Source organism: Lactobacillus sp. C449L (genome assembly GCF_059900815.1).
Genome location: NZ_JBWXGA010000213.1, coordinates 1 through 457, shown reverse-complemented (window position 1 = coordinate 457; position 457 = coordinate 1). Strand labels below are relative to the sequence as shown.

Annotated in this window: 1 protein-coding gene; it reads left to right on the top strand. The window is 62.6% G+C overall.

Features of this window, described 5'->3' with window-relative positions; translation table 11 throughout:
- Positions 1 to 170 precede the first annotated feature (170 nt).
- Positions 171 to 457 (top strand): N-6 DNA methylase (locus AC2JF9_RS09085; RefSeq protein WP_500727118.1); only part of this gene is annotated, 287 nt, incomplete at its 3' end.

The window sequence follows — 457 nt, the reverse complement described above, 5'->3', positions numbered from 1 at the left end:
CCTCCTATAGGTCGCCCATGCCTCCCACAGCGCCTCGAGCTGATCGGCTGTCATCACGCATAGGTGGGGTATATTTGTTCACCACCATTGGAACGCAAGTAGAACGTATGCTAGCCGGCATATCTGATTACCGCGGCTAGGTGCCGACGTTACGAGGGGTTGAAGAAGGCATGGACACACCGGCGCTGCGGAAGGCCCGAGGGGCATTCTTCACCCCGCCGGCGCTCGCCCGCTTCATTGCCGATTGGGCGATCCGCACCGACACAGACACCGTGCTCGAACCGTCGTGCGGCGATGCCGCTTTCCTGCTGCCAGCGATCGAACGGCTGCGTAGCCTCGGCGCCTCGCCAAACCTAGCGGATCAGCTCCACGGCATCGAAATCCATGACGCTTCGGCTCAAGCCGCACTCGCGCAGCTCTCGAGGCACAAGGTCGAGGGAAGGGTCGCTGTCGGCGA